22 protein-coding genes and 1 riboswitch are annotated in these 23945 nt (G+C 68.1%); of the genes, 12 read left to right on the plus strand and 10 right to left on the minus strand.

Annotation, left to right across the window (positions count from 1 at the left end; genetic code table 11):
- The first annotated feature begins 105 nt into the window (after window positions 1-105).
- The gene (locus tag MAY35_RS13205; RefSeq protein ID WP_238421746.1) at window positions 106-531 is read left to right on the plus strand and encodes a DoxX family protein; all 426 of its coding nucleotides are present in this window, start codon (window positions 106-108) and stop codon (window positions 529-531) included.
- A 3-nt stretch (window positions 532-534) separates the two neighbouring features.
- Here the strand turns inward: MAY35_RS13205 and MAY35_RS13210 are convergent, their stop codons facing one another.
- Entirely contained in the window at window positions 535-1107 is a 573-nt protein-coding gene (locus MAY35_RS13210) for a hypothetical protein (protein ID WP_238421747.1), read from the minus strand.
- Window positions 1108-1241: 134 nt separating this feature from the next.
- On the opposite strand from MAY35_RS13210, the gene MAY35_RS13215 reads away from it, so the two are divergent.
- Window positions 1242-1739 carry a DUF5709 domain-containing protein gene (locus MAY35_RS13215; RefSeq protein WP_238421748.1) on the plus strand — a complete coding sequence of 166 codons (498 nt, stop codon included), beginning with the start codon at window positions 1242-1244 and terminating at the stop codon, window positions 1737-1739.
- A gap of 205 nt (window positions 1740-1944) precedes the next feature.
- Here MAY35_RS13215 and MAY35_RS13220 read toward each other — a convergent pair whose 3' ends face one another.
- Together MAY35_RS13220 and MAY35_RS13225 are read right to left on the minus strand one after the other, a co-directional pair.
- A complete protein-coding gene (locus tag MAY35_RS13220) occupies window positions 1945-2292 on the minus strand; it encodes a cupin (protein ID WP_238421749.1) in 348 nt (115 codons plus the stop codon).
- Between the two features lie 100 nt (window positions 2293-2392).
- Window positions 2393-3172 carry a Clp protease N-terminal domain-containing protein gene (locus MAY35_RS13225; RefSeq protein ID WP_238421750.1) on the minus strand — a complete coding sequence of 260 codons (780 nt, stop codon included), beginning with the start codon at window positions 3170-3172 and terminating at the stop codon, window positions 2393-2395.
- 221 nt (window positions 3173-3393) lie between these two features.
- On the opposite strand from MAY35_RS13225, the gene egtB reads away from it, so the two are divergent.
- Window positions 3394-4665: an ergothioneine biosynthesis protein EgtB gene (egtB, locus tag MAY35_RS13230; RefSeq protein ID WP_238421888.1), complete on the plus strand. Its 1272-nt coding sequence runs from the start codon at window positions 3394-3396 to the stop codon at window positions 4663-4665.
- A complete protein-coding gene (gene egtD / locus MAY35_RS13235; protein WP_238421751.1) occupies window positions 4662-5642 on the plus strand; it encodes an L-histidine N(alpha)-methyltransferase in 981 nt (326 codons plus the stop codon). Before egtB ends, egtD begins: the two co-directional genes overlap by 4 nt.
- Here the strand turns inward: egtD and MAY35_RS13240 are convergent.
- Window positions 5623-6684 carry an LLM class flavin-dependent oxidoreductase gene (locus MAY35_RS13240; protein ID WP_238421752.1) on the minus strand — a complete coding sequence of 354 codons (1062 nt, stop codon included), beginning with the start codon at window positions 6682-6684 and terminating at the stop codon, window positions 5623-5625. The two genes, egtD and MAY35_RS13240, sit on opposite strands and share 20 nt — an antisense overlap.
- A gap of 189 nt (window positions 6685-6873) precedes the next feature.
- On the opposite strand from MAY35_RS13240, the gene MAY35_RS13245 reads away from it, so the two are divergent.
- Window positions 6874-7266, plus strand: coding sequence for an SHOCT domain-containing protein (locus tag MAY35_RS13245; protein ID WP_238421753.1), 393 nt, complete (start codon window positions 6874-6876; stop codon window positions 7264-7266).
- Window positions 7267-7302: 36 nt separating this feature from the next.
- Here MAY35_RS13245 and thiD read toward each other — a convergent pair whose 3' ends face one another.
- Complete coding sequence (thiD, locus tag MAY35_RS13250) at window positions 7303-8172, minus strand: bifunctional hydroxymethylpyrimidine kinase/phosphomethylpyrimidine kinase (RefSeq protein WP_238421889.1); 870 nt, start codon at window positions 8170-8172, stop codon at window positions 7303-7305.
- Between the two features lie 62 nt (window positions 8173-8234).
- Window positions 8235-8349: riboswitch (TPP riboswitch) on the minus strand.
- 207 nt (window positions 8350-8556) lie between these two features.
- Between thiD and MAY35_RS13255 the strand changes: the two genes are divergently transcribed.
- Window positions 8557-8904: a GNAT family N-acetyltransferase gene (locus MAY35_RS13255; protein ID WP_238421890.1), complete on the plus strand. Its 348-nt coding sequence runs from the start codon at window positions 8557-8559 to the stop codon at window positions 8902-8904.
- A gap of 81 nt (window positions 8905-8985) precedes the next feature.
- On the opposite strand, the gene MAY35_RS13260 is transcribed toward MAY35_RS13255, so the two are convergent.
- Window positions 8986-10647 (minus strand): (2,3-dihydroxybenzoyl)adenylate synthase, encoded by a 1662-nt coding sequence (locus tag MAY35_RS13260; RefSeq protein ID WP_238421754.1) that lies wholly within the window; start codon window positions 10645-10647, stop codon window positions 8986-8988.
- 158 nt (window positions 10648-10805) lie between these two features.
- Between MAY35_RS13260 and MAY35_RS13265 the strand changes: the two genes are divergently transcribed.
- The 6 genes from MAY35_RS13265 (at window position 10806) to MAY35_RS13290 (ending at window position 16958) form a co-directional block, all read left to right on the plus strand.
- A complete protein-coding gene (locus MAY35_RS13265) occupies window positions 10806-12146 on the plus strand; it encodes a salicylate synthase (RefSeq protein WP_238421755.1) in 1341 nt (446 codons plus the stop codon).
- Window positions 12147-12192: 46 nt separating this feature from the next.
- Complete coding sequence (locus MAY35_RS13270) at window positions 12193-12441, plus strand: acyl carrier protein (protein ID WP_238421756.1); 249 nt, start codon at window positions 12193-12195, stop codon at window positions 12439-12441.
- Between the two features lie 16 nt (window positions 12442-12457).
- Complete coding sequence (locus MAY35_RS13275) at window positions 12458-13639, plus strand: acyl-CoA dehydrogenase family protein (RefSeq protein WP_238421891.1); 1182 nt, start codon at window positions 12458-12460, stop codon at window positions 13637-13639.
- Between the two features lie 28 nt (window positions 13640-13667).
- Window positions 13668-14972 (plus strand): wax ester/triacylglycerol synthase family O-acyltransferase, encoded by a 1305-nt coding sequence (locus tag MAY35_RS13280; protein ID WP_238421757.1) that lies wholly within the window; start codon window positions 13668-13670, stop codon window positions 14970-14972.
- Between the two features lie 107 nt (window positions 14973-15079).
- Window positions 15080-15883, plus strand: coding sequence for a hypothetical protein (locus MAY35_RS13285; protein WP_238421758.1), 804 nt, complete (start codon window positions 15080-15082; stop codon window positions 15881-15883).
- A 103-nt stretch (window positions 15884-15986) separates the two neighbouring features.
- Window positions 15987-16958 (plus strand): ABC transporter substrate-binding protein, encoded by a 972-nt coding sequence (locus MAY35_RS13290; RefSeq protein ID WP_238421759.1) that lies wholly within the window; start codon window positions 15987-15989, stop codon window positions 16956-16958.
- Between the two features lie 282 nt (window positions 16959-17240).
- Here MAY35_RS13290 and MAY35_RS13295 read toward each other — a convergent pair whose 3' ends face one another.
- The 4 genes from MAY35_RS13295 to MAY35_RS13310 are packed head-to-tail and all read right to left on the minus strand — an operon-like array spanning window position 17241 to window position 23945.
- Window positions 17241-18560 carry a lysine N(6)-hydroxylase/L-ornithine N(5)-oxygenase family protein gene (locus MAY35_RS13295; RefSeq protein ID WP_238421760.1) on the minus strand — a complete coding sequence of 440 codons (1320 nt, stop codon included), beginning with the start codon at window positions 18558-18560 and terminating at the stop codon, window positions 17241-17243.
- Complete coding sequence (locus MAY35_RS13300) at window positions 18557-20122, minus strand: aspartate aminotransferase family protein (protein WP_238421761.1); 1566 nt, start codon at window positions 20120-20122, stop codon at window positions 18557-18559. Before MAY35_RS13300 ends, MAY35_RS13295 begins: the two co-directional genes overlap by 4 nt.
- 50 nt (window positions 20123-20172) lie before the next feature.
- Window positions 20173-21636: a condensation domain-containing protein gene (locus MAY35_RS13305; RefSeq protein ID WP_238421762.1), complete on the minus strand. Its 1464-nt coding sequence runs from the start codon at window positions 21634-21636 to the stop codon at window positions 20173-20175.
- Window positions 21624-23945: a penicillin acylase family protein gene (locus MAY35_RS13310; protein ID WP_238421763.1), complete on the minus strand. Its 2322-nt coding sequence runs from the start codon at window positions 23943-23945 to the stop codon at window positions 21624-21626. Before MAY35_RS13310 ends, MAY35_RS13305 begins: the two co-directional genes overlap by 13 nt.

The raw sequence follows: 23945 nt of genomic DNA on the forward strand, positions 1-23945 counted from the left end.
TCGATTTCGGCGTATCGCCCGCGACGGGGCGATGCTGTCCCGGACACTGTGAGAGTACCTGGCGGCGGCAGAGCCGGCCCGCCCGATCGATGCGAGGAGTACGGAATGAGCGGATTCGGCAGTGTGGCGCAGTTTCTCGCGCGCTTGATACTCGGCATCATCTTCATCGCCCACGGCTGGCAGAAGCTGGTGACCATGGGCATGGATGCCACCAAGGCGGGATTCGGCCCCGCCGGGATGGACATCCCGTACCCGGAGCTCGCGGCCTACTACGCGACCTGGGTGGAGCTGGTGGGCGGCATCCTGCTGATCCTGGGGTTGCTGCTGCCGATCGTGTCGACGTTGCTGATCGCGGACATGATCGGCGCGATCGTGTTCGTGCACTGGGATGCCGGGTTCTGGAACTCCGACGGCGGGTACGAGTGGCCGCTCGCGTTGATCGCCGGTCTGCTGGCCGTCGGATACACCTCGGCGGGCCGGATGGGTGCCGACAGCTACATCATGCGGAGACGACGCCGCGACGTCGTCTGAGACTCAGGCGAAAGCCAGGCCGTCGATGGTGGCCGTGCTCGTCGACACCGCATCGGTGTCGGTGAGGGCGGCCACCAGTCGTGCGATCATCTCGCGTTCCTCGTCGGCATGCCGGAGACCGACCCCGTCGATCAGACCGGGCGTGATCAGCGCCAGCGGGTCGGTGTCGTGGCGATGGATGACGGCGGCGCCGAGCAGACGTTGCGCCTGGCCCGGGTCGGAGTCCCACAGGGCATCAGCGGTCAGCAGGTAGAGGCGTACCGCGGGCGGATAGTCGTGCAGATGCACGAGCGCCCAGGCCCAGTGCTTCGCGACGTCGACGGTGTCGACCTCCCCCCGACCATGCGTGCGCACGTACTTGCCGTGGAGTTCGCGGCACAGGTGGCTGGCGTCCGACCACAGCATCAGGTGCGACATGCACCGGATGCAGTCGTGCACATTGGACAGGTACTTTGCCGAATACGGTCCTTCGCGCCGTGACCTGATCTCGCGGAGCACGGAGAACTCGGCCAGCGCGTGGTCGTATTCACCGGCCGAGAGCAGCGCCTGGGCCTCGGCCTGCATTTCCTCGATCACCCTGGTGATTGTCGCCGATCAGAACTGTCACCGCCGGTTGTTTCACCGAACCGGGACCCGGGCGCGGGACGTGGGCTGCCCCGGCGCACCTGCGATCCTGGCGGACCGACCGGCGGGCTGGCATCGTGGCAGGAATGAAGGACGACATCGGTAGCACCCCCGAGGGCTCGGACGGCGAGTACAGCCTCGACGAGGACGATCAGCTGCAGCCGGAGGACACTCTTGACGACCGCGGGGTCGACGACGTCCTCGACGAGGGATACTCGCCGCCCGACTACGAGCCCAAGGGCGCGGTGCACGGGCTGACGTCTCGCGAACAGGCCGAGGGGGAGACTCTCGACGAGAGGCTCGCCGAGGAGGAGCCCGACGTCGGGGCGGTGGACCCGCTGGACGAGATCACCGCTGATGAGCGTGCTCGGACCGATTGGCGCGCACACGATTCCGATCGGAGCGATGAGTTCGAAGAGGACGACGAGGTCGGGGACACCCGGGCCGGTCGTCTGATCGCGCCGGATGCGGGCTCCGGCATCGACACCGAGTCCGAGGCGGTCGCCGAGGACGCCGGCATCGACGGTGCCGGAGCGTCCGCGGAAGAGGCTGCCGTGCACTACATCTCGGACGCTCCGGAGTAAGGGCGCCGGGTGGGTGGTGGCCGAGCCTGGCCCGACAACCGCCCCCCTGACCACCGCCCCGAAAACCGCCCCTGAAAACCGCCCTCTGGAGGGCGGTCAGAGGCGATATGCCCTCGACCGCCCTCCAGAGGGCGGTTTTCAGGGCGGTTTTCAGCACATGAGGGCTGACGGAGCGCCAGCCGTCGACCGTCCGGAACCCCTCTCCTCATCGCTGTTCGGCGCAGACGGCGATGACGGTCAGCCCGTCGGGCCCGGCGCGTAAGCGGCGGCGGGTCTGCAGATCGACGGAGATGAACTGGCCTGGCGCGATCGGCGTCGGTTCGTCGTCGATGACGACCCAGCCGCTGCCCGCGATGACGGCGTAGACGTCATCGTTGCGATCGTCGATGTGATCGTGGTCGACCGTTTCGGCGCCCGGTGGGAGCTCCACCTGGTAGACCTCGAAAGCCGTGACGCCGAGGGCGTCGCTGATGCGCCGATCGAACGGGCTGGCTGCCGGATGCGGGCCGTGGCCGGCAGGTACCGAGGATGCGTGGACGATGACGTGACCCATGAATGCATGCTAGTTGCCGGCCGCTCGCCTGGTCTCGCCGAAGTCTCCCACACACCCATCGGCCCCCGACTCGGGTGGACGGAAAAACATTGCGGCGCAGTCATTCCTTCCGTCCGCGATCGATGCGCTGATCGGACGGCGGCGTCTGGTCCATGACCTGCTCGAGCGCCGCGACGATCTTCCCGCGAATAGCCTCGGGGGTCAGCCCCAATCCGCCGAGCGCTTCGGCCAGGCCGTCATCGGCGAACATGCCGAGGAGCAGATGTTCGGTGCCGATGTAGTTGTGGCCCATCTCGACCGCGACCCCCACGGTCGACTCGAGCACGGCCTTGGCCGCCTCGTCATAGGGCACCACGCTGGTGGCCTCCGCGTCGGGGATGTCCCGCGGACTCGGCACCAGCGGTGTGATCGCGGCCGTCCACGCGGCTGGGTCGACACCGAACTCGGACAGCACCACGAAGACGAGAGACGTCGGTTCGGCGGTCAGGGACCGCGCGATGTGCGCGGGGGTCACGTGTTCGGCACGATCGGCCGCCGCGCCGGCGTTGGCGGCCATGAGGACGTTCGCCGCGCGTGGGGTGAAGCGCGAGAACGGGTTCTCGTCGGCGGCTGACTCGTTGTCGCTCGGCGTCGACACCCGGTCGACGAACCGCTTCTGGGCGGCCTGTTTGCTCACCCCCATGCTGGCGCCGATCGAGGTCCAGGACGCGCCGGAGCGTCGTGCCTGGTCGACGAAATGGCCGATGAGGCTGTCGGCCACGTCGCCGAGATGCTGGGCGGCGAGGACGGCGTCCGACAGCTGATCGAGCGGGTCGTCGTGGACTTTTCGGATCGCGGTGATGAGGTCGTCGAGACGGATGGTGACGGGTGTATCAGGCATGCGTCAACCATAGGTTGACGACGGGTGTGCGTCAACCCTCGGTTGACGAACTGTGCTGACCGGGGTGTTCGGCCGGGTTCGTTGACAGGATCGGAAACCGTCGTGACGATGGATGCGGAGATCGGCGAAGACGTCGCCGGCGACTCCCTTTCTTGCCACGGAGGATTCCAGTGAGCATCACCGAACCGTCGATCCGTCCCCAGTCGCCGCATGACGTGCCTGTGAACGGCGGGGCCACACCGGCGCAGAACTCCCATGCCGACGCCGCCCAGCGGTTCGTCGACGTCCGTGCGCTGACCGACACGCTGGCGGCCAGGCTGTCGGCCGAAGACCAGACGCCGCAGTCGATGACCGAGGCCAGTCCCGCGAAATGGCATCGGGCACATGTCACCTGGTTCTTCGAGGAGTTCATCCTCCGGCGGGATCCCGGCTACCGGGTCTACGACGAGTCCTTCCGCTACCTGTTCAACAGCTACTACGAGGCTGTCGGAGAACGACATCCGCGCCCCGATCGAGGCCTGGTCACCAGGCCGGGGGTGCGCGACGTGACCCGCTACCGCGAGCACGTCGACGCCGCCATGGTCGACCGGCTGGAGCGCGGGAGTCTCGACGACGCGACCCTCGAACTCGTCGAACTGGGGTGCAATCACGAACAGCAGCACCAAGAGCTTCTGCTCATGGACATCAAGCACCTGTTCTCCACGAACGTGTTCGCCCCGGTGTACATCGATCGCGAACCGGACGAACCGGGCACCCCGAAACCGCTGGGCTGGCGGCGATTCGACGGCGGTGTCCATGAGATCGGGGCTCTGGGCAACGGATTCTCCTACGACAACGAGGGGCCCCGGCACCGCGTCTACCTGGAGGACTTCGAGATCGCCGACCGTGCCGTGACAAACGCGGACTGGCTGGAGTTCATGGCCGACGACGGTTACCGCCGTGCCGAGTTCTGGTTGTCCGACGGCTGGGCGAAGATCCGCGAGACCGGCTGGGACGCCCCGGGTTACTGGCGGAACGAGGCCGGGGTCGGGTCCACCGACACGGACACCGAGTGGACGACCTACACATTGTCGGGACGACGCCCCATCGTCCTCGACGAGCCCGTGTTGCATGTCTCGTTCTACGAGGCCGACGCGTACGCGCGATGGGCCGGCGCGCGATTGCCCACCGAATTCGAATGGGAGATCGCCGCGGCATCGTTGGGCGACGAGCGCGGGATGCTCCTCGATCCGCAGCGGTGTCACCCCGGCCGCGCGGGTGCGGCCATGGTCGGCGATGTCTGGGAGTGGACCGCCAGCGCGTACCTCCCGTATCCGGGTTTCGTGCCGGCCAACGGTGCGGTGGGGGAGTACAACGGCAAGTTCATGTCCGATCAGCACGTTCTGCGGGGCGCCGGTGCGGTGACCCCAGCCGGCCACGAGCGCATCACCTACCGGAACTTCTTCCCGGCACAGTCGCGCTGGGTCTTTTCGGGGCTGCGACTCGCCCGATGACCCTCGACAGCGACCCGAGCGTCGATTCCGAGACCACCACCAGCGGTCTTGCCGCCGACGCGTTGTCCGGCCTGTGGCAGACCCCGCCGACCCTGCCGACCAAGTGGCTCTACGACGAGCGCGGCAGCAAGCTGTTCGACGAGATCACGCGGCTGGACGAGTACTACCCGACGCGCCGCGAGACCGCCATCCTCCGTGCACGATCCGCGGAGATCGCGGCGACGACCGGGGCGGCGGTCATCGTCGAACTCGGATCGGGTACGTCGACGAAGACGCGCCTGTTGCTCGACGCGTTCAGCGCGGCGATGGGCACCGAGCGGCGCCTGACCTACGTACCGGTCGATGTGAGCACCGAGATGCTCACCACCACTGCGGAAGTGCTCTCGGCCGACTACCCCGAGATCGACGTCGTGCCGGTCGTCGCCGATTTCACCGAACCGGATCTCGAGCTGCCCGCGGCCGACGGGCCTCGGCTGGCGGTGTTCCTCGGGGGCACCATCGGGAACTTCGTACCCGACGAACGCGCCGGGTTCTACCGACGGCTCGCGGCGTCACTCGCACCCGGTGACTACTTCCTGCTCGGCACCGACCTCATCAAGGACACCGGGCGTCTGGTGGCCGCGTACGACGACAGGGCGGGTGTCACAGCGGATTTCAACCGCAACATGATCGAGGTGCTGCGCACGGGCTTGGATGCGCGCGGGCTCTACGTCGACGACTTCGAGCACATCGCGCGCTGGAATCCCGACGAGCACCGCATCGAGATGTGGTTGCGCGCCCGACGTGACGTCGATGCCTACTTCGGAGTGCTCGGCCGGTCATGGCGGGTGCCCGCGGGGACGGAGATCCACACCGAGATCAGCACCAAGTTCGAACCCGGTGCGCTGCAGAGCGAACTCGAGGCGTCGGGCCTGACCGTCGAGGCGACCTGGACCGACCCGGCCGGGGATTTTCAGCTCACCCTGACTCGGCGCTGAGCAGTTCCCGCACGCGCGGGATGACCTGCGTACCGTACAACTCGATGCTCCGCATCAGTTCGGCATGGCCGAGTGTCCCGTGCGAGTACTTCAGATCGAAGCGGCTCACACCCAGTGCGCGGACGGTGGATGCGATCTTGCGCGCGACCGTCTCGGGTGACCCGACGTGGAGCGAGCCCCCCGGTCCGGTCGAGCGTTCGAACTCGATGTGCGTGGGCGGCGGCCACCCGCGCTCGCGGCCGATGCGACCGACGTATTCGCGGTAATGCGGCCACAACTCGTCGCGTGCCTGGGCGTCGGTCTCGGCGACGTGCCCGGGTGAATGCACCCCGATGGGCAGCGTCTGCTTGCCCATCTCCTTGATCGCTCGGTGATAGAGATCGACGTAGGGACGGAACCGCAGCGGGTCGCCACCGATGATGGCCAGCATCAAGGGCAGCCCGTACGACGCCGCGCGGACCACCGACTCCGGGCTGCCACCCACCGCGATCCACGTGGGCAGTGGGGGATTCGCCAGCTCGGGATAGACCCTCTGCGCCTGCAGCGGCGGACGGGTCGAACCCGACCACGAGACCGGCTCGCCGGTGCGGAGCTCGGCGAACAGGGCGAGCTTGTCGCTGAACAATTCCTCGTAGTCGGAGAGGTCGAATCCGAACAGCGGAAACGACTCGGTGAACGAACCGCGTCCGAGGATCACCTCCGCGCGCCCCGACGACAGGGCGTCGACGGTGGAGAAGCGCTGGAACACGCGGATCGGGTCGTCGGAACTGAGTACCGTCACCGCCGAACCCAGGCGCATCCGGGTGGTGCGTGCCGCGATGGCACCCAGCACCACCTCGGGTGCCGAGACGGCGTAATCGTCACGGTGGTGTTCACCGACACCGAGGAAGTCGACGCCCACCTCGTCGGCGAGGACGGCTTGGTCGAGGAGGTCGCGGAGCGTCTGGGCTCCTGTGCGCAGCGAGCCGTCGGGATCGGCGGTGATGTCACCGAACGTGTCGAGTCCGAGTTCCACCTCGGTCGGTGCAGCCTGAGAGTCCATGTCGCCCTTTGTGAGTGTCGTGCTGGGGTGGTCCGTGTCGGTTTGTGTGTACGTCACGTCACGATGCCACGATTTCACGGACAACTTTCGCTGTGGTCGTTATGCCGAGCCTATTGCTGTGACATGCTCTTACCGGTTCAGGGGTCGACTACGAACGATCCCACTTCTTCTAGACCAAGGAGACATCCCATGTGGGACTCGTTCTGGGACTTCATCTGGTACACCATCGTCATCTTCGCGTTCGTCGCGTACCTGATCGTCCTCTGGCACATCATCGCCGACCTCTTCCGTGACAAGGCGGCGTCGGGTTGGCAGAAGGCGGCATGGGTGATCTTCCTGATCGTCTTCCCGTACCTCACGGCCATCGTGTACCTCCTTGCCAAGGGCAAGGGCATGGCCGAGCGTCAGCGCGAGGCGTACAGCGAGGCAAAGCAGGCCTCCGATGAGTACATCAAGTCCGTCGCCGGCACCTCGCCGACACAGCAGATCACCGAGGCGAAGGCGCTCCTCGACTCCGGGGCCATCACGCCGCAGGAGTTCGAACACCTGAAGTCCAAGGCGCTGGGCACCACAGCGGTCTGACGCGTCGAGACCACCGCGCCTGACCGGTTGCCCCGGTCAGGCGCGTCCGGTCGCGGGCCCGCTGACCCGCCACAACGGGTTCACGGGACCGTGCCCGCCGCCGAGCGGGTACGCCGCGGCCAGGCACCTCGTCACCCATTTCTTGCCGAACGACACTGCGTCGGGCACTGAGTATCCGTGCGCCAGTGCACACGTGATGGCGGCGGCGAGGGTGTCCCCGGCCCCGTGGTCGTGCACGGTGTCGATGCGCTCGTGATCGAGTTCGACGAACTCCGTGCCGTCGTAGAGCAGATCGGGCGAGTGATCCGACGAACGCAGATGACCGCCCTTGACCAGCGCCCACCGGGGTCCCAGATCGAGAAGTGCCCGTGCGGCATCACGCTGGGACGCGGTGTCGGTGACGTCGATCCCGGTGATGAGCCGCACCTCGTCGAGGTTGGGTGTCACCACCGTTGCGAGCGGGAACAGTCTGTCGCGCAACGTGCCGAGGGCGGAGTCGGCGAGCAGCTGATTGCCGTGCATGGACGCGCAGACCGGGTCGACGACGAGCGGAACCGAAGTGTCCCGCCCGATTCCACTCGCCCCGCACTGGTCGACGATGGCGTCGATGATGGGCGCCGACGCCAGCATCCCGGTCTTGGCCGCACCGGCGCCGATGTCGCTCATCACCGAGTCGATCTGCGCCGCAACGGTGCTCGGGGCGATCTCCTGGAAACCGGTCACGCCGAGGGAGTTCTGGACGGTCACCGCGGTCACGGCGACGCTCCCGTGCACGCCCAGCATCGCGAAGGTGCGCATGTCGGCCTGGATGCCGGCGCCTCCGCCGGAGTCCGATCCGGCGATGGTCAGCACCCGCTTCGGGACCGAACCCGGTGCCGCGCAAGGCAACAACTCGACACCGTCCACGACGGTCCCGCCGGTCACGACGGATTCCCGGCGGCGCTGCTCATACGGGTGCGGGATACAGGTCTGCCCATGGCCGATCTCCCTACGCCGGCATTACCCGGACAGGTTCGAGCGGTCGGCGACCGCCCGTCGCCATCTCAGCCCTCGGTGATCGTGAGAGCCCCCGCGGTGTGGTTGTGATGCGTTCGCCACCCTACAACGGGTCACCGGGTGGGTCGCGCATGGAGGTGGATGCGTATCGATCTGAGACGGCGAGGCGTGCCTCTCGGCAGTTACGGTTCCGTAAGGTACTGTGTGACCCGAATCACAGGACGTCTGATCGGTGCCGGACGCCGACCGACGTCCGGTGGCGCGGTGAACGGATCTCGGAGTGAGGAGGGAAAGGTGCGACGCAAGTATCGCCAGCGGCCACCGCAGTCGGCGAAATCGATCCTGCAGCAGATCTCGCAGGTGGTGCACAATCCCGACCGGGACCGGTTCGAACTCTGGGTCGCGGGCGACCTCGTGGGCGTGGTCGGTTACTCGACGGAGACCGTCGACGGCCAGACCACGATCACTGTCCTGCACACCGTGCTCTACGACGAATACAGTGGTCACGGGCTCGCCACCCGGCTCACCCGCACCGTCATCCACTACACCCGGGATCAAGGGGCGCGATTGCGTCCCGTGTGTTCCTTCACCAAGCACTACATCGACGCCCACCCGGGCGTCGTGACGCTCGCGCCTGTCTGACGGCGCCGGGAGCGGAGCGAGCGGGCCGCGAGTGACGGCGCCGGGAGCGGAGCGAGCGGGCCGCGAGTGACGGCGCCGGGATCAGCCGGCGGACAGCAAGGTCTCGCGGAGCACCTTCTTGTCGATCTTCCCGACGGCGGTGACCGGCAGCGTCGTCACGATGCGGACCACGTCGGGGAGCTTGAACGACGCGAGTCCACGCTCGGCGAGGAACGTGCGCAGTGTCGCGAGTTCGAGCGGCTGGGCCGGCGGGTGCTCGTGGGACAGGACGACCGCGGCGCAGATCTTCTCGCCGAGGGCGTCGTCGGGGAGGCCGACCACGGCGACCTGCCGAATCGAGGTATGGGCGAGCAGGTTCTCCTCGACGTCGTCGGCCGCGACGTTCTCACCCGCCCGCACGATGGTGTCCTTGATGCGGCCGGTCACCGCCAGATGGCCCGACGCCAGACGGGTGACCTTGTCGCCGGAGCGGTAGAAGCCCTCGGGAGTGAAGGACTTCTCGTTGTGTGCATCGGCCCGGTAGTACCCGCGAATCGTGTACGGGCCGCGAACGAGCAGCTCGCCCTCCTCGCCGTCGGGAACGTCGGCGCCGTTCTCGTCGACGACGCGTACCTCGTCGAGCTCCGACATCGGCGCGCCCTGCACCTCGTGGATCAGCTCACGTGGGTCGTCCAGGCGGGTGTAGCAGATGAGTCCCTCGGCCATGCCGAACACCTGCTGGACGACGTCGCCGAGCGCGGCGTCGAGGGCCTCCGCGTCGGGCTGCGCCAGCTTGGCTCCGCCGACCTGCAGCAGCCGGAGCGAACTGATGTCCGCGGGCTCCCACTCGGTTGCGGCGCACCACAGCTGGGCGAGCGCAGGCACCAGGGCGGTCACGGTGATCCGATGTCGCTCGATGAGGTCGAAGGTGTTGTCCGGGCTGGGATTGTCGGCGAAGACCACGTGTCCGCCGGCGCCGAACGTTCCCAGGAGGCCGGGGCAGCAGAGTGGGAAGTTGTGGGCGGCCGGTAGCGCCACGAGGTAGGTGTCGTCCGGGCCGAGCTCCGCGATCTCCGCCGACAAACGGGCGTTGAGGTCGTAGTCGTTGTGCGTGCGCGCGATGAGTTTCGGGAGTCCGGTGGTGCCGCCGGAGACCAGGAACAGTGCGGGTAGGTCGGGGTCCGGGTCGGTCGGGAGATCGACGACGGCGGGGTCGGCGTCGGGGAGCGGGCGAAAAGCCCCGGGGTCGCCCGCCACGAACACCTGGGCGATTCCGGGCACGCGTGTCTGCAGTTCGGTTGCGAGATCGCGGAAGTCGTATCCCCGGCGGCCGTCTTCGGTGATGTACGCGACGGCGTCCGCACCGGCTGCGAGATGTGCGATCTCGGTGATCCGATGGGCGGGCAGCGTCATCACCGGGACGATGCCCGCGCGGAGCAGTCCGAACAGCGTCACGGCGAAGTCGAGCGAATTGTTCTGCTGCAGGACGACGCGCTGTCCGGGCAGCAGCCCCGCGTCGACGAAACCGGCGGCCCGACGAGCTGTTTCCGTACGGAACTCCGCGTAGGTGAGCGTGCGAGGGCCGTCGACGGAGGCATCGGTGACGGCGGGGGCGTCCGGTGTCCGTTCGGCCACGAGATCGAGTGCGGCGAACAGGGGGCGGTCACGGAAGATGTTCGCGTCTCGGTAGAGCTGCGCCTGGGCATCGGTGTGCGGTGCGAAGCCGTCGAGCAGGTCGGTCACGGGGTCGAGGTGCGTCGGCATGATGCCATTCAAACACAGCCAGGATAGGGTAACCTTACCGGTCGGAGCGTGTGCGTGGGGCCCGCTCTCGACCCCGGGGGGTTGGTTTGATTAGGCTGCCCTAAGATTCCCTAAGATCATCGGTGCTCGAGTGCATCACGACCGGAGGAACGAAGGACATGTCGCTGACAACCGAATCGCACACCGCGGAGTTCGTCGACCTGCTGGCGCCGGCGTCGCCGCTCAGCGAGTCCGACGCGGCGCGCATCACCGCCGCCTGGGCGGCCTCGGGTGAATTCGGTGATCACGTCGTCTACGAGCGCGACCGTCGCTGGACCTTTGCGGCCGGTGTCCGGGCTCGCGTCGTGATCACCCGCGGTGAGGTCATCGTCGACGACCAGGGCAACCGGACGACCACTGCTTGGCAGGGCGATCCCGCCGATGCGCTCGCCGAGGCGACCGCGTCCCTCTCGATCCCGGACTGGCGGGTGTACGGCTGGGTGGGGTTCGATTTCTGTGCGCCCTACCACGGCATCCTCGACCGGGTTCCCGAGGACACCGTGCTCGCCCACCTCATCGTTCCCGAGTTCGAGGCCTTCGTCGACGCCGATGGCGTCGACACCGGGTCGGCCCCGTCCGATCAGGGTCGTCGACTCCTCGAGATCGCCTCCACCGCAACGGTGTCCACCCAGTCGCGACCGGTCGATGTGGGCGCCGACCCCGATGACTATCGCGGACGTGTGGCCACCGCGGTCGCCGAGATCCACGCGGGCCGGTATCAGAAGGTCATCCTCTCGCGGGCCGTGGACATCCCGTTCGAGGTCGACATCCCGGCCACCTATGTCCGCGGTCGCGCCGACAACAACCCCGCACGCAGCTATCTGCTGTCTCTCGGCGACCTCCAGGCCGCCGGATTCAGTCCCGAACTCGTCGTCGCGGTGCATGACGACCGGACGGTCGTCACCGAACCGCTCGCCGGCACACGCGCTTTCGGGGTCTCGGCCGAACAGGACGCGGCCGCGCGGGCAGAGCTGCTGTCGGACTCCAAGGAGATCGCCGAGCACGCGATGTCGGTGCGCGCCTGCTTCGACGAGATCGCCTCCATCGCCGCCGCGGACACCACGGCGGTCAGCGAGTTCATGGAGGTCCGCGAGCGCGGCAGCGTCCAGCACCTGGCATCGACGGTCCGTGGTGTTCTCGCCGACGACGAGACGCCCTGGCGTGCACTCGAAGTCGTGTTCCCGTCGATCACCGCCTCCGGCATCCCGAAGACGCCGGCCGTCGAGGCCATCGACCGCCTCGAGCCGCGACGTCGTGGCCTCTACTCGGGCGCCATCCTCACCGTGTCCTCCACGGGCGAACTCGAGGCAACCCTCGCGCTGCGCACGATCTTCTCCTCCGGTGCGGGCGCGTGGCTGCGTGCCGGGGCGGGGATCGTCGCGGAGTCCACGCCCGAGCGCGAGTTCACCGAGACGTGCGAGAAGCTGGGCAGCGTCGCCCCGTACGTGGTCCCGCGCTGATCACCCGATACTTTCGACCGAACACCACCATCTCAGGAGTCACCACATGTCCGACCACATCACCGAAGCCCTGCGCGGCATCCTCGAAGAGGACCTCGACCTCGCGCTCGGCGACGTCAGCCGTGACTCGCGGCTGATCGACGACCTCGGTCTGGACTCGGTGGCCTTCGCCATCGGCGTCGTGGCCATCGAGGAACGTCTCGGTGTGAAGCTGTCCGAACGCGAACTGTTCGAGTCCAAGACCGTCGGCGATCTCGAGGACCTGATTCGTCTGAAGGCCGGCACCCCGGCCTGAGATGACCCGAACCGACATGAGCCTCGACACCGCACTGCAGTCCTACACCGAACTGCTCGACGCCGCCTTCGACGAGAAGGTCACCGCCTGGACCGAGCAGGCCGAGCGCGATCACCACTTCCCGCGCCCGCTCCTGGAACACCTGGGCGAGGCCGGTGTCTTCACCCGCAAGTGGGAGGACCGCAAGCTCACCGATCTGCACGATCACTTCGCCCTCGGCCGCCGGCTGGGTTCGCTGGGGTCGGCGGCGATGGGTGTCGGTGTCAGCCTGCATGATTCGGCGATCGCCATCCTCCGGCGCTTCGGACGCAACGACCACCTCAAGGATCTCGCCCAGCGCGCGATGACCGCCGAGGTCGTGCTGTGCATCGGTGCCTCCGAGGAGCAGGGCGGGTCGGACCTGCAGAACTCCGAGACGCGGATCATGTCGGAGAACGGGGGCTACCGCGTCGTCGGGCACAAGAAGTTCGTGTCGCTCTCGCCGATCGCAGACCACGTGTTCGTGGTCTGCCGTGGCGTCGAGGACGGACCCGAGACCGGCGGCAACGTCGCTCTGGCCGCCGTGCCGATCGAGTCGGTGCGGGTGGGCGAGCCCTACCGGAAACTCGGCGCCGGCCCGCTGGACACCGCACCCGTCACGATCGACGCGTGGATTCCGGAGGAAGCGCTGATCGCCCGTCCCGGAACCGGATTGGCGGTCATCAGCTGGGGACTGGCGCACGAGCGGTACTCGGTGGCCGCCCAGATCGCCGCAGCCTGCGACGTCATGATCGGGGTGACGCTGGCCCGGATGATGGACCGCACACAGTTCGGTAAGCGGCTCTACGACCACCAGGCCCTCCGGCTGCGTCTCGCGGACCTGCAGGCGCGTGTGGACGTGCTGAGCTACTCACTCGACGGTGTCGCCGCCGCGGGCAAGATCAACCTCCGGACCGCGGCGGCCCTCAAGGCCACCGCGGCCAATCTCGGCGAAGAGGTCGCGTCGGAGTGCCTGCACATCTTCGGCGGGATCGGATACCTCGACACCGGTGTACCCATCGAGCGCTGGTGGCGGGACATGAAACTCGCACGGGTCGGTGGCGGCACCGACGAGGTGCTGTGGGAGCTCGTCGCGGCCGCGATGAAGCCCGACACCGAGCGCTACCAGGCCATGTTCGTCCCGACCGGGTCCACCGGTTCCGACACCCCGACGCTGTGACGCGTCGTCTCTTCCCAGGCGGTCATCCATGAACAGTCCAGTCAGCGCTCCGGTCGATTCTCGCGTGACCGAACTCGCCCGGCCCGACCACACCTACCTGCACATGGACAAAGACAGTGCGCCGATGCACTGGTCGATGATCCTGCAGCTCGACACCGAGGGCGAGTTGCTCGGTCTCGACGAGGTGCGCGCACGTGTCCGGGAGCGCGCCGGACTGTTCGACATCTTCCGCATGGGCGTGCGCAACGGGCGGTGGCGCAAACCCGAGGTCGTGCTCGCCGACGACGGGTGGGACGCAGGCCTTCACGTCACCGAGACGGGGTTCATGGATCGGGCCCACCTGCAGCGACGGGTGTCGGCGCTCCTCGAGAGCCCCTTGCCCCGCCCGCGCCCCTTCTGGGACATCACCGTGTTCACCCCGTCGGCGGGCGCGGAGGGCGTCGGCCAGTGGCTGTTGCTGCGCGTGCACCACAGCATCTCCGACGGCATCGCGGGAGCGGCCTTCGCGGCACTGCTCGCCGACGGCGGGCCCGAGGACCTCGCCGAGTTCGAGCGGTTCGCGACGAGCCCGCGCTTCCGCATCAGCGGGATCGACCCGGAGAAGCTGACCGAGGCCAAGGCCGCCTACGGAGACCAGCACGCGGCCGGGGGAGGCAAGAAGCGTGCCTGGCCGGCGCTCACGAAGTCGGGCAAGCGCGAACACGCCCTGTACACCGCATCGACGCGAACGCTGCGCAAGGCGGCCAAGCGCAACGACGCGACGGTCCACGAGTTCCTGCTCGCCGCCATCGGCCGTGCCATCAGCCTCAACCCGCCCGCTTCCCCCCAGGCCGATGTCGTCCGCGTGACGCTGCCCGTCACCCTCGACGAGGAGTTCCGGCACACGGGTAACGCGGTGTCGGTCGCGCTCCTCAACCTACTCGGCAACGAACCCGACCTGTCCCGTCAGATCGACCGTGCGCGAAGCGAATTGGCGACAATCGCCGAGCGGAGGCCGGAGCTGTTCCTGGCCGCCGCCGACGACCTGCCGCGCGCGCCGGTGTGGGGCCTGCAGCGCGCCATCGTGAACGCGTCGATGTCGCACATGCACCCCGACATCCACATCGGGATCAACCCGGGATTCTCCCGGGTGCGGTCGGTGCTGGGGAAGTCCATCGTCACCCTGACGCCACTGTCGCCGCTGGCCGGTTACTCGCTGTCGGTGACCACCCTGATCCTCGGACACACCACCACGTTCGGCGTCGTGACCGACTCGCAGGCCCTTCCCGGTTATGCCGAGCGGTTCGTGGCGACGCTCGACGAGGTGCTTCAGGAGGCCCTCCCGTCGACCTGACGGGGGAGCGAGCTTAGGCTTGCCTTGTAATCCGAGGTCGGGGGCCGCAATATACAGGGTGGCCGTCGGCTCGGCGGGGGCGAACACATACACGGAGAAAGAGCAACATGAGCAACGACGTCAACTACCAGGACCCGTACGTGGGCGAACACCACGAACCTGACACGGGTTCGTCGCGCCGGTCGGGCGGGATCAGCATTCCCACCGTGCTTGCGTCGGCAGGCGTCGCCGCCATCATCTCCGCGATCGTCGTCACCATCGGTGTGGTGGGCATCGTCGTGAGTGAGCGCAACGACTCCGCGAACGCCGCGCAACCGACCGTCGTCAACCTGGGTTCCGCGCAGTCAGCGCTGCCGCAGCAGGCCGTCGCCGGCCAGCAGCCGGCCGCCGCGCCGGGACAGCCCGCGCCTGCTGGTGCACCGGCACCGGCTGCGGCACCCGCCGCCGAGAACGTCCCCGAGAGCGGCGGCACCGTCGGAGCCGGACCCGCGCCCGCTCCCGCACCTGCGCCGGGCGCCACCACTGCGCCCCCGCAACAGACCGCCGCCGCGGCCGGACCGACCGCGCTGACGCCGGGACAGCTCAACACCAAGGTCAACACCGTCATGAACTCACGGGGCAGTCGCGCCGCGCGCGCCTCCGAGCTCGAGGGCGGCGAGCGGGCCCTGCGCCAGATCGACGCGGTCGCAGCGGCGATCACCACCTACGGCAACGTGGGGCTCAGCTACCAGATGGTCAACCCGGTGCAGCTCAACGGCACCACGATGACCGCACCGCTGCAGATCAGCATCGTCGGCCGCGGTAGCCAGAACCGGGCGCTCACCTGGGTCTGGACCGGCGACAAGTGGAAGCTGTCCAACAAGAGCGTCTGCACCATCGCCGGCTTCCTCCTGCTGCCCTGCTCGCTCTGACCACCTGACTCCATCCGTCTCGTTCCCGGCCGGTCGTCGACGACCGGCCGTGGTTCGGGCATCTCTGACATCGAACGACACCGACAACCTGGGAGATCTTCACGTGACTTCACGACATCGCCTCGGCGCGCTCATCGCGAGCGTGCTCCTGTTCGCGGGCCTGGTGGCCGGTTGTTCGAGTTCGGACGACTCGAAGGGTGGCTCGGTCCAGCTGAACCTGCCCGACGGCCGATCGGTCACCATCCCGGACACCCCGGAGCGGATCGTCACACTGGGCGATCAGTGGACCGACGTGGCGCTGTCGTTCGGCGTGACCCCGGCCGGCTACTACGACTACTCGAAGTCGGCCACCGGTGAACTGCAGCCCTGGTACGGCGAGAAGCTCGCCGACGCCACCTTCGTCGACCCGACCAAGGGCGACGATGCGACGACCATCGCCAAGCTGAACCCGGATCTGATCTTCGCCCCGGGCTTCGCTTCCGACAGTCCCGAGTTCCAGCAGATCTCCAAGCTCGCCCCGACGGTGAACTCCGTCAGCGGACAGGAGATCGATCCCTGGCAGGACATGGTCACCGTGATGGGAACCGTGTTGCACGAGCCGGAGAAGGCGACCGAGATCATCGACGGGACCAAGGCCAAGGTCGCCGCCGTGGGCGAGGAGTTCCCCGGGCTGAAGGGCAAGACCTACGCTTTCGCGTTCATGTACGGCAACGATCAGATCTCCGTCCTCGGTGACGAGAACGACGGTGCGGCAAAGCTGTTCACCGATCTGGGGATGAAGATGGCGCCCAAGCTGGTCGCGGAGTACCAGCGCACCGGCCAGCCGCGATTCGCGCTGAGCACCGAGAACGTCCCGATGCTCGACGCCGACGTGCTGATCATCGCGACGGCCACCCCGCAGCAGGCGGACACCCTGCGCAACCTTCCGGGTTACAAGAACCTGAAGGCCGTGCAGGACAACGCCGTCACGTTCATGACCCAGTCGCAGATCACCGGCCTCAACTCGCCGTCGCCGAACTCGATCCCGTACGTCCTGGACCTGCTGAAGCCGTCGTTCGCGGCCGCCACCAGCTGATCCCGCTCCACCCGACTCGCCCTCCGTGGATTACGGAGGGCGAGTTCGTGTTCGGGACCCTTCGAGGCTCGTCGCTTGCGCTCCTCGCACCTCAGGGAGCGGGATGGCGTTGCTTGCGCTCCTCGCACCTCAGGGAGCGGAGTAGTGCGCCTGCGGGGCCGGTCGACCTCTGCTCCCTGAGGTGTGAGCGCAGCGAGCCACGAAGGGCTCCTTGGTGCCTCGACGAACGCCGTCGGCCCGACCCGCAAGGCGGATCGGGCCGTGGTGGACCGGACTGGGGTGCTACGAGGTGACGATGTCGTCGTCGTCCGAGGCGCCGAAGCTGGTGAAGGCGGTGTGCTTCGGCACGCGGTAGGCCTCGCGGCCGAGGACGGTGTTGAGGATGCGGGCGTTGCGTACCGCACCGATGTCGAGGTTCGGGGCCGAGACGCCGTGCGCGTGCTCCTCCGCGTTGGCCACGAAGATGCGGTTGGTCAGCGCGTCGTCGGTCTCGATCTCGTGATTGGCGCCGATGATCAGGCGTCCACGCGAATCACGGTGCAACAGTGAATCGATCGGAGCGAGGAAGTCGGCCCGACGGGCCTGGTAGCCGGTACTGGCGATGACCATGTCGGTGGTGTGGGCGAGTTCCGTACCGGTGTCGAGGTGGCGTCCGCGCACGCGCAGCTTGCCGTCGGCCAGGGTGTCGATGCCCTCGACCTCGACCGAGATCCGCAGCTGCACCGGGTTCAGCTTCTCCTGCAGTTGTCGGCGGTACAGCAGGTCGTGCAACCGCTCGAGGGTGTCGGTCGAGACGCCCTTGTGGAACTGCCAGTGCTGCGGTCGAATACGATCGCGCGCGGCCTCGGGCAGGCTGTGGAAGTACTCCATGTACGCCGGCGTGGTCATCTCCAAGGACAACTTGGTGAAGTCCAGCGGCGCGAACCACGGGGTGCGTGTCCACCAGCGAACCGCCGGCCCTCCGCGCAGGTTCGACTCGAGCAGGTCGATGACGATCTCGGCGCCCGACTGACCGGAGCCGACGACGGTCACGGTGTCGGCGGCGAGTGCCTTCTCCTGAACGAACAGGTATTCGGAACTGTGGACCACCGCGGGCGAATCCGACGAGAGCGCCTGCGGTACGAAGGGTTCGGTGCCGATGCCGACCACCACGTGCTCGGCGATCACCGTCGAGACGACGTCTCCGGACCGGGTGGTCACGCGGAAGGCGTCGGCGTCGGCATCCCACACGACTTCGTCGACCGTGGTCCCGAAGCGCAGCGAGTCCAACCGGTCGACGCACCACCGCAGGTACGCCTCGTACTCGATGCGGGTGGGGAAGAAGTCCTCCCGCACCAGGAATCGGTACATGCGGTCGATGTCGGCCATGTAGTTCAGGAACGACAGCGGGTGAGTGGGATCGACCAGCGTCACCAGGTCCGACAGGAAACTCACCTGCAGGGTGGCGTCGTCGAACATCAGACCCGGGTGCCACCGGAACTCGTCACGCGAGTCGACGACGAGCAGGTTCACGTCGTCCAGCGTCGAGGCGAGCGCGGCCAGGCCCAGATTGAAAGGGCCGCAACCGATCGCCAGTACATCTACGGTCTCAACACGGGTCATTCGGGTACTCTCACCATTTCTTCTGTGTGGGAACGAGCGCCGCCGGCTGGGGCTGATCCGCCGGGTGCGGCGCTGCCTTCGGACTCGACCTCGAGCGCCACACGGAGGAGCTCGTCGAACAGGTCGTCGATGTCGCTCTCGGCGGTCTCGGGATTGAGCAGGGTCAGCTTCAGGCACGTCTGGGGTTCGTCCTCGCCGGGAACCCGGACCTGGGTGCGCCCGATGAGCGCCTTGCCGTCGGTGATGAGCCTGCGGCGCAGCTCGCCGTTGACCGCGTCGAGGTCGCTGCACCGGTACCGGAACACCACGGTGGTGAGGGTGACCGGGGCGATGAGCTCGAGCTGCAGTTCGGTTGCGACACGCTGCTCGGCGTACACGGCGAGGTCGTTGCACTTCTCCAGCATCTCGCCGAGCGTGCGGCGGCCGTAGGCCATGAGGGTGGCCGCGACCTTCAGCACATCCGGTCGGCGCGTGGTCTGCAGGGTCTGGCCCAGGAGCCCGCTGTAACCGGCCTCGACGTCGTCGTCGGGGTTCAGGTAGGCGACCGAACGGTTGAGGGACACGAAGCGGTTGGCATCCGAGAGGAGCATGAGGCTCGCCGCCGCGGGCTGCCATCCCACCTTGTGCAGGTCGAGCGTGACCGAGTCGGCGCGCTCGACGCCGGTGAGCAGGCCGGCGAGCCGGTCGGAGAACAGGGAGCCGAAACCATATGCGGCGTCGACGTGCATCCAGATCTCATGGCGTTCGGCGATGTCGGCGATCTCCGTCAGCGGGTCGACGGTGCCGAAGTCGGTGGTGCCCGCGGTCGCGATGATCGCCAATGGCGTGACGGCACCGGCGGCGCGGATCGCTGCCTCCAGGGCCTCCGGGATCATGCGGTGGTGCGAGTCGACCTCGACCGGGATGACCGCGGACTCGCCGAGACCCAGTGCCGCGCAGGCACGGTGAACCGAGAAGTGGGCGACACGTGAACAGAACACGACCGGCCGGGGCAGTGCGCCCACACCGTCCTGTCGGACGTCGATTCCGCGTCGTGCCGCGGTGTGATCACGAGCGATCATGAGCGCCAGCAGATTCGAGATCGACCCGCCGGGACTGAAGACGCCGCCGGCATGTTCGCCGAAACCGGCCAGGCGGGCGAGTGATTGCACGGTCCAGGTCTCCAGCGCGAGTGTGGCCGGGCCGGAGTCGTAGGTGTCCAGCGAGGCATTCGTCGCACTGGCCAGGGCATCGGCCGCGACCGCAACCGACAGCGGCGCCGGTTGCAGGTGGGCGGCCGCCATGGGATGGGTGAGGTCGAGTCCGTACTCGGCGACGAGCCGTGCCAACCGCTCGAGGGCCTCGGACTCGCCGATCCCGTTCTCGGGGATGCCGTGCGGGCCCAGCAGCGCGGTGACGCCGGCCAGGACCGCGACGGGGTCGCCGCCGGGGAGAGGCGCACCGTGGTGGTGTTCACTCACGGCGGCGGCGACCTCGGCGAGGCCGCGGCCGACGCCGGCCCAGCCGTCGCCCGGCCGGGCGAATCGCGAGGCACCCCACACGGACTGGCGGTCTTCGGACACTGAGTTCCCCCCTGTTGGATCTGGTGCGGTGTGATGCGGCGGGTGGCCGGTCATCGGACGATGAGTTTCTGTGCGACGCGCTCGTCGAGTGCGTTCAGCAATTCCGAGACGGTGAGGTCCAGCGAATCGGGGACCAGGTCGACGAGGGTCGTCAGCACCTCGGTGCTCCGCGACGCGATCTCGTCGGGAACGACGCCGGGTTGATGGTCGACCTCGACGTGCGTGGCGTCGTCGTCGGCCTCGAAGGCGATGGAGAGCGGATAGTTCGCGATCCCGTGGAACACCGACCGGCAGGTGACGGGCGCATCGGCGGGTTGCGGGATACCGCGCAGCGGAGCCGGGCGAACGGAGGCCATGATCTCCATGACCGGGAATCTGCCGCCCCCCTGCCGCAGTGCGGTCAGGACGGGACCGAAGTCGGTGCCGGAGTGCTCCATCGACCGGTAGATCTCCGCTGCCGCGCTGCGTAGCGACTGTTCGACGGTCGCCGCCGGGTCGACGCGGAACCGCATTGGAATGATGTTGCCGCAGTATCCGATGTACTGCGGTGACTGTTCGCGTCTGCGGTTGTCGGCGGGGACGACGAGAACGTGATCGGCCGCACCGGTCAGTGCGAACGCCGCCAGCGAACAGATCCCGATCAACAACGCGTTCGGGGTGGCGCCGACGGTCTGCGACACGCGGTCGAAGGCGGCGAGCGAGTCGCCGGCAACCGGAGCCGCGACCTTGACGCCCGCCCGGTCGTCCATCGGCGACAGCCAGCTCTCGGCGGCACTCTCGGTGGGAAGTGCACCCGTGAACGGGTGGCGGACATCGTCGGCTGCCCAGGTGTCGAGCGCGTGACGCACCGCGCGTTCGGCGGCGTCCGTCGCGGCCTCGGCGTCGGGGGTCTCCGGCCGGTTCTCGGCGGCGGTGTCGCCGGGCCACGAGCCCGAGACCAGGGTGCCCAGGAGCAATGGCCACGACGTGTCGTCGACCGCCAGGTGATGCACCACCAGGATCATGGTGACGTTGCCGTCCGATCCCGAGACACGCATGCGGACAGGAGGTTCGGCGGTGAGGTCGAACGCGGCCCGGGTGAGGCCCGTGGCGATCGCATCGATGCCCGCCGCTTCGGTGGCCGCTGCGTCGGCAGCGGGCGTGCCCCACGTCCACACCGATTCGGTGGCGTCCCAGGACCCCGCGCGGTCCACGGCGCGGCGCCGCGGCACACCCGCGGCGTCCACCTCGACGACCGAGCGCAGCACGTCGCATCGTTCGACCAGCAGTTCGGCGGAGTCCACCACCGAACGCACGGAACGGTTGCCGCTGAACTCCAGCACCAGACCGATGTTGTGCGACAACGATTCCGGATCGAGCTCGTAGATCCGCCACATCCGGCGCTCGGCGATGCCGAACTCCCCGAACGGCATGTCGGCGGTGCGGGGCCCGTTGTCGGCGGCGGTGTCGGTGTCGGTACTCGCCGCGATCCGGCGGCGCAGCAACGTCAGTCGCGCTTCGGTCAGCGCAGGCATGGCTCTCCCTCGGTCGATGTGGCGATGGAATCCGCTGCGGCGCGCAGTGCGTCCCAGTCCCGGACGACGGTGACGAGCTCGCCCCGGGCCCACAGCGGGGCCTGATCCTGGAAGTGTTCGGACCGCGGGTCGCCGCTGACCCCGAGCGGAACGATCCACCTGCTCGCACCACGGTCGGCGAGATCCCACACGAATCGTGCGGCGGCACCGGTGATGCACATGTGGGTACCGACCGCCGCGGCGTTGGCGAAGACGCATTCGGCGTCGCCGGCCAGCGGGAGCGGTGTGGGTCGGAGGCCGGCGAACAGTTCCGGGTACTGCGGCGAGGCGCCGACGAGGTCGAACCCGTGGATCGGCGCGAGGAGGTGGACACTGCCCCAGGTCGGCGTCGCCCCGAACGCCGCGATCCGGGCGACGACGGCGTCCAGGGCGGTGACCGCCACGGATTCGATGTCGATGCCGATCCCAGCGGTGTTGGCGACCACCGATGTCAGGGCGGTCGCGAGGCGCGGCTCCGGGACGAACCAGGGCTGGAAGACCGCGGGGAACCCGTGGGGCCCGCGGAGCGGGGCGAGCACATCGGTGCTCGCGACCCCCAGTACGAGCTGGGTGCGGAACTCGGCGTACAGGTACGCGTCGGTGCTCTCGACATCCATCGTGCGGTCCCAGGCGACGAGACGTCGTCGGATGTCCTCGGCCTCCGGTGTCTGCGCGCGGATGCGGGAGAGCAACTGCTGGACCGACTCGGCCTGTTCGAGACGGATGTCGCCCTGGATGTCGCCGCAGTCGGCGGGGCTGACGGAATCGAGTTCGTCGAGGCGGGTCGTGATCCGGTCGGCGCGGAACGGTTCCACACACTCGCTGGTGACGGGTTGCAGGGGCAGCACATCCGACAACCGCTGATTGGCCGTGACGGTGACGCCGCCGTGGAGGGTCGCGTCGAAATCGGGGTCGCCCAGCGAACCGGTGTCGTAACCCCGCCACTGATAACGGTCGTCCCAACCGGGAACCGGCAGCCAGTAGTTCTCCGGTGCACGCACGGGCACCCGGCCCGCGACGTGGGTGGCGACCGTTCCGTCGGCCGAGGCGATGACGGCTCGGTTGACCGGTTCGACCCAGTTGGTCAGCGCGGCTTCGACATCGGCGATCGTCCGCGCGAACAGCAGGTCGATCGGCGCGTCGAAGGTGACCTCTTCGGAGAGCAGCGGCGAGCGCAGGCTCATCGCGAACGCCTCGTCCGGGCCGCCGAAGACGACTGCGCCGTTCGGCGTCGTGATCACCTGCACGGGCACGGCTTCGGCGTCTCGGACGGCGATCGACTCGATCTGGACCGTCGCGTGGACGCGGTCCCCGCCGGGGGTCTCGACGAGCACCTCGCCGGAGGAGTTCCGAGTCAACCGTTCGATGAACAGGTCCTGGTAGTCACCCATGGCATTGGTGATGCCCCAGGCGATGTCGTCCCCCTGGCAGAAGTGGGGGACACCCGGGACGCCGGCGAAGGCGAAACCCGCCATGTCGAACGGCGCGGCGGGATCCGTCGACGCCAGGTGGAACTGCTGGTAGATGCCCGGCAGTTCGAGGAAGCGATGGGGGTCCCCGGCCACGATGGGCGAGCCGGTGGAACTCCGCTCGGCCGACACTCCCCACGCGTTGCTGCCGGACATCGGGTCGCCGAGATCGATGGCGGGGGCGGGTCGGTCGGGTGCCGCGGGCCGGGTGAGGTCCAGGATCTGGTCCAGGAACGCCTGGTCGGGCATCGCCGGCACGGTCGGGTCCACTTCGCGGGTCTCGAAGTCCCAGAACCGCAGAGCGTCCAGACCGAGGGTGCGACAGGCGTGGAGACGGAACAGTTTGGTGGTGAACCGGCCGAACAAGACGTGATGCATGATGAAGACCGAGATCGGGGTCCACGGTTGCCACGGCCGAGCCCGGTGGTCGAGTGCTTCGAGTTCCGGTGCTGCACAGTCGGGATCGATGTCGTCGAGGGTGCTGTTCACGCCGTCGACGTAGGCGCTGATGAGACTTCGGGTCCGATCGGACGACGCCTCGAAGATCCGTTTCGCCGCGGCGTCGAGCCGGGCGCGGCGCGCGAAGGTGTCCCATTCGACGCAGGACTCGCCGAAGACCTCGGCGGTGCGACCCTCGGCGCGGAGCCGCATGAACTCGATCTGCCAGCGGCGGTCCTGCCCGCAGGCGCGGCCCTGTCCGTAGAGTGCGCCGATCGCACTCGAGGACAGGACATGCGGGATGCCGTGCGTGTCGCGCAGGATCTCGACGTCCGGTCGGTCGTTCAGCTGGGTGGAACTCAC

Origin of the sequence: Gordonia sp. 'Campus', from assembly GCF_022206305.1 — a bacterium.
GTDB lineage: Bacteria > Actinomycetota > Actinomycetes > Mycobacteriales > Mycobacteriaceae > Gordonia.

Coding starts and splice junctions, on each gene's coding strand:
- MAY35_RS13220 (WP_238421749.1), bottom strand. CDS start 2,292: ATGGGTCACGTCATCGTCCACGCATCCTCGGTACCTGCCGGCCACGGC.
- MAY35_RS13205 (WP_238421746.1), top strand. CDS start 106: ATGAGCGGATTCGGCAGTGTGGCGCAGTTTCTCGCGCGCTTGATACTC.
- MAY35_RS13305 (WP_238421762.1), bottom strand. CDS start 21,636: ATGCCTGCGCTGACCGAAGCGCGACTGACGTTGCTGCGCCGCCGGATC.
- MAY35_RS13275 (WP_238421891.1), top strand. CDS start 12,458: ATGAGCCTCGACACCGCACTGCAGTCCTACACCGAACTGCTCGACGCC.
- MAY35_RS13215 (WP_238421748.1), top strand. CDS start 1,242: ATGAAGGACGACATCGGTAGCACCCCCGAGGGCTCGGACGGCGAGTAC.
- MAY35_RS13240 (WP_238421752.1), bottom strand. CDS start 6,684: ATGGACTCTCAGGCTGCACCGACCGAGGTGGAACTCGGACTCGACACG.
- MAY35_RS13295 (WP_238421760.1), bottom strand. CDS start 18,560: ATGACCCGTGTTGAGACCGTAGATGTACTGGCGATCGGTTGCGGCCCT.
- MAY35_RS13265 (WP_238421755.1), top strand. CDS start 10,806: ATGTCGCTGACAACCGAATCGCACACCGCGGAGTTCGTCGACCTGCTG.
- egtD (WP_238421751.1), top strand. CDS start 4,662: ATGACCCTCGACAGCGACCCGAGCGTCGATTCCGAGACCACCACCAGC.
- MAY35_RS13245 (WP_238421753.1), top strand. CDS start 6,874: ATGTGGGACTCGTTCTGGGACTTCATCTGGTACACCATCGTCATCTTC.
- MAY35_RS13225 (WP_238421750.1), bottom strand. CDS start 3,172: ATGCCTGATACACCCGTCACCATCCGTCTCGACGACCTCATCACCGCG.
- MAY35_RS13285 (WP_238421758.1), top strand. CDS start 15,080: ATGAGCAACGACGTCAACTACCAGGACCCGTACGTGGGCGAACACCAC.
- MAY35_RS13270 (WP_238421756.1), top strand. CDS start 12,193: ATGTCCGACCACATCACCGAAGCCCTGCGCGGCATCCTCGAAGAGGAC.
- MAY35_RS13280 (WP_238421757.1), top strand. CDS start 13,668: ATGAACAGTCCAGTCAGCGCTCCGGTCGATTCTCGCGTGACCGAACTC.
- MAY35_RS13260 (WP_238421754.1), bottom strand. CDS start 10,647: ATGCCGACGCACCTCGACCCCGTGACCGACCTGCTCGACGGCTTCGCA.